Consider the following 10,734-nt stretch of genomic DNA (forward strand, 5'->3'; position numbering starts at 1 on the left):
CCTTTCAGTTCTTCGTGGTGGTTGAGGTGAAATGTAGCTTAGATATGTCTTTATTTTATCGTAAGACAAGGGGTCTTGTGAACAGGAGTGTCCACAAGACCCCAACATTTATTATAGAACCAAAAAAGAAACCCCGAGAGCATACTCTCGAGGTCTCTTTGAAGGGAAATGGATTTTTGACAAGGAATCAGCCTTGGACAGGTTTGTCGGCAATATCCAGTTCGCCCCGGTCCACTTTCTTGGCCCGTTTCCAGAACAGGCAGAAGGCGACGATGGCGAAGGCGATACCGATTGGGTAAGCCACGGAAGTGCTCAGCTGCAGCCCTTCCTTGGCGACCAGGATGTAGGTGCTGGCTACGGCACTCATGAAGGTTGCCGGGATGATAGCGATCCAAGCATTGCCTTTATTGGCATACAGGTACATGGCACCGGACCAGAGCACCAGCATGGCCAGGGTCTGGTTGGTCCAGGAGAAGTATCTCCACAGGATGGTCACGTCCACCTGGGTCAGGATGCCGCCCACACCGATAATGGGCACAGCCAGTTTCAGGCGGGAAGCCAGGGTGTGCTGATCGATTTTGAACCAGTCGACCAGGGTATACCGGGCGGACCGGAAAGCGGTATCAGCAGAAGACACCGGGCAGGCGATGACGCCGACCATAGCAATGACGGTGCCCAGGTAGCCCATCAGACCGGAACAGATGTCGTACACAACACCGCCAGCGCCATGGTATTTCACAAAAGCTTCGCTCAAGCCGGGCGTACCATTGTAGAAAGAAACACCGGCAGCCGCCCAGATCAGAGCGATGATCCCTTCGCAGACCATGGCTCCGTAGAAGATCTTGTGGCAGTCCCGTTCACTCTTGATGCAGCGGGCCATAATCGGGGACTGGGTGGAATGGAATCCGGAAACAGCCCCGCAGGCTACGGTGATGAACATGATCGGCCAGATCGGGGTTCCTTTCGGATGCATGTTGGTCAGAGCGATTTCAGGGATATGGTACCCATCCACAAACAGCATGGTCCCCACACCTACAGCCATGAAGATCAGGCAGAATCCAAAGAACGGATACAATTTCCCGATGAGTTTATCTACTGGCAGGAAGGTAGCACAGAAATAATAGATCAGTAAGATGACCAGCCAGAAGTTGTAGCTCATGGGAGTGATCTTGGTCAGCAGGCCGGCAGGGCCCGTGGTGAAAGCAACACCAACCAGGATCAGCAGCACCACAGAGAACCCACGCATAATATGTCTCATGGTCGGCCCCAGGTATTTGCCGCACAGTTCAGAAATGGAAGCCCCATCGTTCCGTTCGGACAGCACGCCGGAGATGAAGTCATGGACACCGCCAGCAAAGACGGTACCGAAAGTGATCCACAGGAATACAGCAGGGCCCCACATAGCCCCAGCCAAGGCACCGAAGATAGGCCCCAGACCTGCGATGTTCAGCAGCTGAATCAGGAAAACCCGCCAGTTTTCCATAGGTACGTAGTCAACCCCATCTTCCAGACGATAGGCAGGAGTCTTTCTGTCATCGATCGGAGGACGGAAGCAGCTTTCTACGTATCCGCCATAGATGAAATAACCACCAATTAAAATAGCAAGACACACAAAGAAGCTAATCATTGAATAAACCCCCTTCTGCGGACCCCTTCAATCCGCAAGTTTCACTGTCGGGTCCATTATAATCCTTCTCCAACAAAAAATCCATATGAATTGTGGTAATTCTGTGTATATTTACTAAATTACGTTAAATAAGGAGGAAGGTGTATCACCCTCCCCCCTTATAAGAAACAACTGTCGGTTTATCAGTAGACACAGACAGTACTTATTTTTTCAGACCCCAGCTGCTAAGGACATGGAGACCGTCCGCTTCCGGTACCAGCCCGGTGAGCCGCACCAGGTCGAAGAGATTGAAGCCTTTCACCTTCAGCTGGGCCAGCCGGCTCTTCTTGATCACTTCCGTAAAGTCCACGGTCAGGCTCTTGTCGCTGAAAGTACAGATCAGGTCGTCCCGGTTCACCACCGTCATATTGAAGATGGCATTCACCAGGCTCATGATGATCCGGGTCCCCAGGAGGCGCACCAGCAGTTCGCCCAGCTTGTTGTCTGCGATGGAGAAATCGTGGATCCGGAACCGGGCATAGGAGGCCGTGTTGTTCAGGGCCAGGGCTTCGATTTCCACATCCGCCGTCAGGGAGCCGTATTTTTCATGGTCCACCGTGACTGCCAGCTGGTTCTCACCCTGGTACCGACATTCCCGGAATTGGAATTCACTGTCCTTCATGGCTTCTCCCAATCCCTTGGCCAGATCGGTGTAAGGGATCACCAGTTCTCCCCGGCGCAGCTGCTCGAAGGTCTGGGCATTCACCCAGCGGCTCACCGCTTCCTTGAAGGGAGCCACCAGCACATTGAAATCGTCCACATAGGTGCCCATGTTCTCCGCCACTTCGCCCAGACGGCCGGCGGCTTCATCCGCCTTGCCCTTCAGTTTGTCGAAGAGCGGTTTCGCCTTCTCTGCCACTTTTTTCCGTTCATCCCCCAAGGGCAGGTTTTTGTCCTTATTCTTGGTGAATTCCCGGAATCTTTCCATGCCCTCCTTCCGGGCCTGTTCGTACATTTCCTTGAACTGGCTCAGATCATCAGGCCGGCCTGCATCCAGCCAGGCATTGGCCGCTTTCCCCACTGCATAGGTGATACCTACGGCCATGGGGACCTGGAGGGGCGGGAAGGGGATGAAAGTGAACACGGTCTGCCCCACGAAGGAAGCCCCCAGGGAACCGATCAGCCCGGCAATGGCACCGGTTTCCAGTTCCACCCCCCGGAGGTCGCAGAGGCGGGTGATCATGTAGACTTCATTGGCCATCAGGGCCAGGCTGCCCAGGAAGGGCGTCATGACAATGACACTGGCCCGAGCCGCTCCCCAGCGGATGATCCGTTCCGATTCCCGGGCGATATCCTCTGGTCCCAGGTTCTCTTCCGTATCCTCCGCTCCGTCCATAGGACGGACTTCGGCTTCGATTGTCTCCTGGTCCTGTTCCACAGCGTCCCGTTTATCCATTTCTTCTGTCATAAAGATCCCTCCAGTCATTGTCCACAGCACATGCTTTGCGGATATCCATCTTTCTACCGTAAGTATAGCATATTTCCCCCACCCCGTCAGGCTTTGGGGGAAGGTATCAGAAAAGTGTCACAAACGGCCGCTCAGTCCGGGATCACAGCCACCCGGCCGTCGGCGAACACCCCCCGGCAGCAGTCCGTATAGACTTCCACGAACGCATATCCCCCGTAAAGGGCCAGATTCCGCCCCTTGGCCAAGCCATCCGGCAGGGCTTCCCCCTGGTGGTAATGATGGAGGAACTCCAGCTGGTAATCCAGAGTATGCACATCATAGGTATCATCGATATAACACCTCGCCAGGACGCCTAGCAATTTCCCCAGGCACCGGACAGCCGGGAAATCCTTCCGGATCTCCTCTGACACCCGGGCTGCGAAGTGAGGGTCCAGCTTCCCTTCTCCCGCATCCAGTTTCCCCAATAAGTCCACATAGGCGGGCGTCCGGGTCTCCCGCAGGAGCCGGGCATTTTCCCCGGTGAGGGTCCCCGTTTCCGTATCTCCTCCTTGGGTCCGGAAATCCGTCCCGCTCCGGGCCAGGGCTTCCTGCCGTTTCTGCCTGCTCATGAACATGGCGATTCCCCCTTTCTCCGTACCAGCACTCTCCGTGCCAAGTTCCCTGTATGGGAAGGCAGTTTCTCTTCCCCGATGGGCCGTCCAGAAGCCGGTACCGCCCGTTCTTTCCCCCAGCTGCGGATCTGGTCGATCTTTTCCGGGCTGGTCTGGGAAAGGGGCACTACATTCTGGAAGGAGGACAAGATCTCGCTCCGGGTCAGATCATGGTCCGGTTCCGCCACCTTCCGGTAAGCCAATTCCCGCACAGCCGATTCCAGATCCGCCCCAGTGAACCCGTCGGTCAAGGTCACCAGCTGCCGGGCGAATCCCTCATTGGAATGGATGTCCACTTGGAGGTACCGCTGGAAATACAGCCGGAGGATATCCTCCCGTTCCTCTTCCGTGGGCAAGTCCACGAAGAACAGTTCATCGAACCGGCCACGGCGGAGGAGTTCCGAAGGCAGCCGGGATACATCGTTGGCCGTAGCCACCACGAACACCGCTTTCCGGCATTCCTGGAGCCAGAACAGGAATTGTCCCACCATCCGAGTGGAGACCCCGCCGTCGTTGGACGAACCGGCTCCTGCCAGGCCTTTTTCGATTTCGTCGATCCAAAGGATGCAGGGGGACACATTTTCCGCCGTAGCCAGAGCATCCCGCAGCTGCCGTTCCGACTGGCCCACATAGCTGCCTTGGACCGTAGCGAAATCCAGCCGATACAAGGGCAGCTCCCAGCTGGCGGCGATGGCCTTAGCAGACAGGGACTTTCCGCAACCCGGCACCCCTACCAGGAGGATGCCCCGGGGCGGTTGGAGATGGAGCCGGCGCATCAGTTCCTTCTTTTCCGGCTTGAGCAGGGCCTTCTTTTCCTCCAGCCAGTCCTGGAGGCCCTGGAGTCCACCCACTTCCTTCATGGTCGGGTCTACCTGGATCTTTTCCAGGCCGGAGATATTGGAGAACAGACGGTTCTTGGCATTCCGCACTTCCCCCATGTCCTCTTTGGTCACCTTTCCTTTAGCCAAAAGAGCCGACAGCACATTGGTGGCTTCGATCTGGCTCACCCCAGCCAGGGTGGCCGCCGCTTCCCGGATATCTCCTTCATCCCACTGGATCTCTACTTCATCTCGGTTCACATCCAGCTGGGAATGGATCAGCTGGACCATTTCCTCTTCATCGGGCATATCCAGGGTCACGATGAGTCCATGGCGCTGGAGATTGTTCCAGACTGGCCGGTGGCTGAGCACCACCAGGGTCCCGTACATCTCCGAAGCCAGGGAGACCAGGTCCAGCATCCGCTGGGATTCGCTGTTGTCCTCGCTGATATCCGGGATCTCCGTCAGGATCAGGGTCTGGTATTCTTTCTTTTCCTGGCGCATCTTCCCAATGAGGAAATCCCCCGCTCCCAGCACGGATTTGGCATTTTCTTCCACGCTCCGGTTGGTGCACAGTTCATAGACCCCTTTGCTCAGGGTGTGGGCAAAGAAGCTCTGTTGATCCAGCCAATGCTCCTGGTCCAATTCCAGGGCGATTTCCCGCAAAAGTTCCAGGGCCCGGGGCACTTCGATGGTCTGGAGCACGATGAAGGGAATCCGTGCTATGAGATACTGCCGCAGCAGCTGTTTGGCTTCCTTACGATTGCTCATGTCTTTCCTCCCATCGGTTCACCGGATACAGCTGCAGGAAATGCTGCAGCACCCCGCTGTGATTCTGGGCAGCCGAAGCTTCCAGGCTGGCCTGGACCCGGTCCGCCCCTTTCTGGATCTCTGCTGGGAACTGGTTCCGGAGGGATTCCGGCAGACAGGGCAGGGTGACGGCTGACTTCAGCTGTCCCAGGCCGTCCCGGAGCCCCCGGATCATCTGTTCGGCCTGATCCGGCGTCTGCATGGCCCCCTGGGCCTGGAATTCTCCCACCAGACGTTCGAACCGCTTTTCCATAGCGGCGTCCAGCCGGGCGGTGAACCGCTCCAATACGATCCTGAAACAGGGCAACTTCCCCGCCTGCATGGCAGGCAGCACTTCCCGGTCATCCTTCCCCTCTGCGAACCGTTCCAGCAGGGGGATCCATTCTCCGTAAATTTCCGGAGGTTTCATCATCCCTTATCCCCTCCCCGTACCGGCATCCGAGGCGGCATCAGGTCCCATGTCGGGAACCGGTGGCTCTGGCGTTTCTGCTGGTTTTCCTGCTGCGTCCCATCCGAGGACCCAAAAGGAGCAAAAGGGCTCCCGTTCTGTTCTTGTTCCATTTCCTGGTTCCTCCTTTAGATATGGCGGATCCGCCGCTTCTGTGTCATCTCTGCTTCTTTTTCCAGCTGGGCCAAGCGATCCCGGATCCCTTCCTGCTCTTGGGTATAGGCCCGGTAATGATCCCGGAAATCAGCAGTCTCCGCGCAGGACCCCCGGACCAGTTCTTCCAGGGACTGCCACAGCTGCGCCCGGTCCTGGGCGAACAGCCTGGCCAGGGGCCGCTTCTTCCAGTACTGCCAGAAAGCCAGGAGTCCCAGGAAGACCAGGAGTCCAAAGAGCGGAGCCTGGACATGGGGCAGGGCCAAGTGGAAAAGGGCCAAGATCACCATGGACCCCATCATGGCAAAGAAGAAGCTGAAGGATTTTTTCGCCATGAAGAAGGAAAAGATCCCCAGGCCCAAAGGAAAGAGCACACTGTGCTGCGCCATGAGCTTAGCTCCATTCCCGTATAGATACAGCCCGACCAGGGCCCAGGGCAGGGTGATTTTCAAAGCCGCTCGCCGCCAGTCTGCAGCCTGCTGTTCTGGTGCCAAAGCCGCATCCATATCCTGCTGGCACTGCCGGACCACCGCCGCCTCTTCCATCCCGTCCTGGATGTCACAGCTGAAGCAGTGGTCCTGCCGATGGAAGGAATAATTGAAATTATATCTGATGGACCCCGGTACCAGCCGGGCCGTTTCCCCGGTCACATCATCGAAGGCCTGATGCAGCCAGCGGGCCGAATGAGCCAAAAGGAACCGTTCCGCCTGGGGACTGGGCTGCCCCTCCTGTCCCTCTTCCGTCTGCCGGAGGGAAAAGGTCAGGAAATCGCTGAAGGTCCCTTTCCAGATAGCCGCTGGCAGCTGCAGGCACTCTGACCGGAGGAAATCTTCCAACAGCATCCGGCAGGCTCCCCTAGGCTCCTGCCAGGTTTCCGGCCGGCTCTGATGCCGGTCCAGGAACTGGCCCACCGGACGGGCCAGGAGCGCTCCCTGGAGGAGGGCTCCCGCCGTGGTCCCGGGCAGATTCCGGAGATACTGGTACTGATCCGTTTGGGGCAGGGAAATGGCCTTCCGCAGATCCCGGAAATACCGGCGCCACAGATCCACCTGGCGTCCTTCGGTCTCTGCCGACTGGGACAGGTCTTCCTCCCAGCCGGACAGCACCGTCTCCAGTTTCTTGTCTCCCCCCGGCGTCAAGGCCTTCCGGATCCAGAGTTCCAGCAGGAACCGGAAATCTCCGGTCACCTGGAGCTGGTTCTGGTTCCGGATGTACCGTTCCATCCACCGGTCTTCCATAGCACCCCGCTGCTGCCAGGCGGCCGTCAGCAGGAAGAAAAGAGAGGTCTTTTCCTCCTGGAGCCCCAAGGCCCGGTCCAGGGCCTTTTGGGCAGACCCCGGATCATCACAGAACCAGAAGACCAGGGCGGCCATGCTGTAACTGAGCCAGTCCTGGGAAGCCCGCACCACCCATTCCCGGGCCCGGGCCATCCATCCTTCGTCCGGGATCAGCCCCTGTTCCAGGTTCCGCAGCACTCCGATGTAATAATTGCTTGTCTTTTCTCCCCGGCAGGCTTTTCCTGCCCCCGGAGAAACCCCTTCTACCATACTGATCATTCCCCTGTATCTTGACTTGTCAATTCCTTTCCATTGTACAACAAAACGGGAGGTGTTGCACGTGTGAAAACCGCACACGTGCAGCACCCCCTTCGTCAGACGTCATACGTCGTACGCTTCATGACAGGCCTGTTGCGCATGCAACAGCCCCTGGACAGCGGCCATGGTGACCGTCAATTGCGGCTGGCCACCAGCTTTTCCGTTTTGTTCTGTTTCACCGGCACCGTCAGCTTCTGCCCCGGCTGGATGGACCGCCGCAAATCCAGATGATTGGCCTTGGCGATCCGGTCGATGACTTCCCGGACATCTTCTTCCGGATGGGTGTACCGCCGGGCGATTCCCCACAGGCTGTCCCCCCGCATCACGATTACCTGTTCTATATGATAACTGGTAGGTGCCGCCTCCATCTGCAGCACCCCATACCCGGAAACCCCAAACAAAAGCAATACCAGACCCAGTAAAACTTTTTTCATTTTCTCTCCCTCCATTCGAACTTCTGTTCGTTATTTGTATGATATCATCTTTTGTTCGTTTATGCAAGAGTTTTATGAATATATGTTCGTTTAATCCCATCTTCTGCGCCTCTGGCTATAACCGTTCCCCCTCTGTTGGAATCCCGGAAAGTGGGCTATAATGGAGGGAAAAGAAAAGCAACGGAAGGAGCGATGGTATGTCGCTGATTTATTGCGTAGAAGACGATGAAAATATCCGGGAACTGGTCCGCTATGCGCTGTGTAGCCAGAATTTCCAGGCAGAAGCCTTTCCCGACGGCCAGGCGTTCTGGAAAGCCCTGGAAGACAAAAAGCCCGACCTGGTCCTCCTGGATATCATGCTGCCGGGCGAAAATGGCCTGGACATCCTGAAAAAGCTCCGGGAACAGAGTGACACAGCGTCCCTTCCCATCATCCTGCTCACGGCCCGGACCAGTGAATACGACGTGGTCACCGGACTGGATGCCGGGGCGGACGATTATATCTCCAAACCCTTCGGGATCATGGAACTGCTGAGCCGGGTCAAGGCCGTCCTCCGCCGCGGGAGCCTCCAAAAACCCCAGGACCAGGATATCCTGGTCTGCGGAGACATCACCCTGGACCTGAAGAAGCACCAAGTCACCACCTTGGGACAGCCCTGCGAACTCACCGTCAAAGAATTCGATCTGCTCCACTACCTGATGGCCAATGCCGGCATCGTCCTGAGCCGGGACCAGATCATGGAAGCAGTCTGGTCCTTCTCCTATGCAGGAGAGAGCCGCACCATCGACATGCACATCCGGAGCCTGCGGCAGAAACTGGGGAAAGCCGGCCGAATCATCCAGACGGTCCGGGGTGTGGGCTACCGGATCCAGTAAAACAGGGAGCCTCCTATGAAAAAACAGATCTATCTCCATCTGTTCCTGGTGGGGCTGGCCTGTATCCTGGTCACCGCCCTGGTCTGCGCTTTTGCCTTCTGGCAGACGGCCAAACAGCAGACCCTGGCCGATCTCCGGCAGGTAGCCCAGGTCATGGGGACAGAAATGGAACACTACAGCGATCCCTATGTCTTTCTCCAGCGCTCCAGCCGTTCTTCTTCCGATCTGCGCTTTACCTGGGTGGATCCCCATGGTACCGTGCTCTACGATTCCTATGAAGAGGCTTCCCGGATGCCCAACCACCGGGAACGGCCGGAGATCGCTGAAGCCCTAGGAGAAGGCCAGGGCAGTGATGCCCGCCGTTCCTCCACCCTCCAGGAAGTCACCCTGTACGCCGCCCAGAAGCTGACCAACGGCAGCGTGCTCCGGGTGGCCCGAACCCAGACGGAACTGTTCCGTCCCCTGGAAGCCCTGCTGCCCTGGTGGATCATTTCCCTTCTGCTCCTGATCCTCATCTGCCAGTTCACCGTGCGCCGGCTCACCCAAGGGCTCCTGGATCCGTTGGAACAGGCTACCCGGTATCTGTCCCAGATCGGACAGGGGGACACCTCGGAAGAAGAACGGCAGCTGTTCCATACCTCCTATCCGGAACTGATTCCCTTCCTGGCCACCATCGACCGCCAGGGGAAACAGCTGGACCAGAGCCTGCGGAACCTGGAACAGGAACGGAATACCATGAAACGGATCACCGACAGCCTGAAGGAAGGGGTCATCCTCCTGGACGACCAGATGCGGATCCAATGGGTCAACGCCTGGGGCTTCCAGCTGCTCCAGCAGGAAGAACGCCCTACCGCCGGACGGCCCCGGCTCCTGGGGAAATTCCTCATGCCCTTCCTGCCGCCAGAAGCCCGGATCCCTCTGGATCAGCTCAAAGAGGGGCACCTTTGGAACCAGACCGTGAAATACCGGAGCCGCCAGTACCAACTGGCTCTCCAGCCATTGGATCCGCCCCAGGGACGGGCCACTCGGATGCTGATCATCCAGGATATTACGGAAGCCCGGGAACGGGAACAGCTGCGGAGGGACTTCACCGCCAACGTGACCCATGAGCTGAAGACCCCCCTGACTTCCATCAGCGGCTTTGCGGAATTGATGGCGGCCGGGCTGTACCAGAAGAAAGAAGATATTACCCATTTCGGACAGCTGATCCGGAAAGAAGCCGGCCGGCTGCTGGAAATGATCAACAGCATCATCTTCCTCTCCCGGATCGAAGAGATGCCTGCTGAGGCCCTCCAGGAAGAAGTACCCCTGGGCGGCCTGATCCAATCCGTGGTAGACTTCATGGAACCGGTCTGTCAGGACAAGCAGGTGACCATCCACTGCCAGCTCATCGAAGACAAAATCCGGGGCAGCAGCAGCATGCTCCGGGAAATGGCCATGAACCTGATCGACAACGGAGTCAAGTACAACCGGCCTGGGGGCCATGTGTACGTGACCATGGAGCGGGCTGGGGACCAGGTGATCCTCACCGTGAAAGATACCGGCATCGGCATCCCGGAAGACGTCCAGGAACGGGTCTTCGAACGGTTCTACCGGGTGGAAGGGAGCCGGAGCAAGCAAAGCGGAGGCAGTGGCCTGGGCCTGTCCATCGTGAAGCACATCGTAGAACAGCACCGGGGCAAGATCAGACTCACCAGCCGGGTCAATGAAGGGACCACCATAGAAGTCCAACTGCCGGGAGTATGAAAATAGGTTCTATAATAAATGTTGGGGTCTTGTGGACACTCCTGTTCACAAGACCCCTTGTCTTACGATAAAATAAAGACATATCTAAGCTACATTTCACCTCAACCACCACGAAGAACTGAAAGGAGAAT

The 10,734-nt window shown here is 57.3% G+C and carries 10 protein-coding genes; 2 read left to right on the top strand and 8 right to left on the bottom strand.

The window, feature by feature from the left end:
• Positions 1–187 precede the first annotated feature (187 nt).
• The 8 genes from ACTUHY_RS12220 to ACTUHY_RS12255 form a co-directional block, all read right to left on the bottom strand.
• Complete coding sequence (locus ACTUHY_RS12220) at positions 188–1,627, bottom strand: carbon starvation CstA family protein (protein ID WP_278673881.1); 1,440 nt, start codon at positions 1,625–1,627, stop codon at positions 188–190.
• A 202-nt stretch (positions 1,628–1,829) separates the two neighbouring features.
• Positions 1,830–3,074 carry a hypothetical protein gene (locus ACTUHY_RS12225; RefSeq protein ID WP_278673880.1) on the bottom strand — a complete coding sequence of 415 codons (1,245 nt, stop codon included), beginning with the start codon at positions 3,072–3,074 and terminating at the stop codon, positions 1,830–1,832.
• A 131-nt stretch (positions 3,075–3,205) separates the two neighbouring features.
• The gene (locus ACTUHY_RS12230) at positions 3,206–3,682 is read right to left on the bottom strand and encodes a hypothetical protein (RefSeq protein ID WP_442827918.1); all 477 of its coding nucleotides are present in this window, start codon (positions 3,680–3,682) and stop codon (positions 3,206–3,208) included.
• Complete coding sequence (locus ACTUHY_RS12235) at positions 3,679–5,313, bottom strand: AAA family ATPase (protein WP_278673878.1); 1,635 nt, start codon at positions 5,311–5,313, stop codon at positions 3,679–3,681. Before ACTUHY_RS12235 ends, ACTUHY_RS12230 begins: the two co-directional genes overlap by 4 nt.
• Positions 5,300–5,764, bottom strand: a complete 465-nt coding sequence (locus ACTUHY_RS12240) for a hypothetical protein (RefSeq protein WP_278673877.1) — start codon at positions 5,762–5,764, stop codon at positions 5,300–5,302. Before ACTUHY_RS12240 ends, ACTUHY_RS12235 begins: the two co-directional genes overlap by 14 nt.
• Complete coding sequence (locus tag ACTUHY_RS12245; RefSeq protein ID WP_278673876.1) at positions 5,761–5,913, bottom strand: hypothetical protein; 153 nt, start codon at positions 5,911–5,913, stop codon at positions 5,761–5,763. The genes ACTUHY_RS12240 and ACTUHY_RS12245 overlap by 4 nt, the downstream gene beginning before the upstream one ends.
• A gap of 15 nt (positions 5,914–5,928) precedes the next feature.
• The gene (locus ACTUHY_RS12250; protein ID WP_442827919.1) at positions 5,929–7,509 is read right to left on the bottom strand and encodes a hypothetical protein; all 1,581 of its coding nucleotides are present in this window, start codon (positions 7,507–7,509) and stop codon (positions 5,929–5,931) included.
• Between the two features lie 173 nt (positions 7,510–7,682).
• On the bottom strand, positions 7,683–7,982 hold the full coding sequence (locus tag ACTUHY_RS12255; protein WP_442827920.1) for a LysM peptidoglycan-binding domain-containing protein: 300 nt from the start codon (positions 7,980–7,982) through the stop codon (positions 7,683–7,685).
• Between the two features lie 197 nt (positions 7,983–8,179).
• Between ACTUHY_RS12255 and ACTUHY_RS12260 the strand changes: the two genes are divergently transcribed.
• The gene (locus ACTUHY_RS12260) at positions 8,180–8,857 is read left to right on the top strand and encodes a response regulator transcription factor (RefSeq protein WP_278673872.1); all 678 of its coding nucleotides are present in this window, start codon (positions 8,180–8,182) and stop codon (positions 8,855–8,857) included.
• A gap of 15 nt (positions 8,858–8,872) precedes the next feature.
• On the top strand, positions 8,873–10,603 hold the full coding sequence (locus tag ACTUHY_RS12265) for a sensor histidine kinase (protein WP_442827921.1): 1,731 nt from the start codon (positions 8,873–8,875) through the stop codon (positions 10,601–10,603).
• Positions 10,604–10,734 lie beyond the last annotated feature (131 nt).

It is taken from the genome of Acidaminococcus nyctereutis, assembly GCF_052216985.1.
Taxonomy (GTDB): Bacteria; Bacillota; Negativicutes; order Acidaminococcales; family Acidaminococcaceae; genus Acidaminococcus; species Acidaminococcus fermentans_A.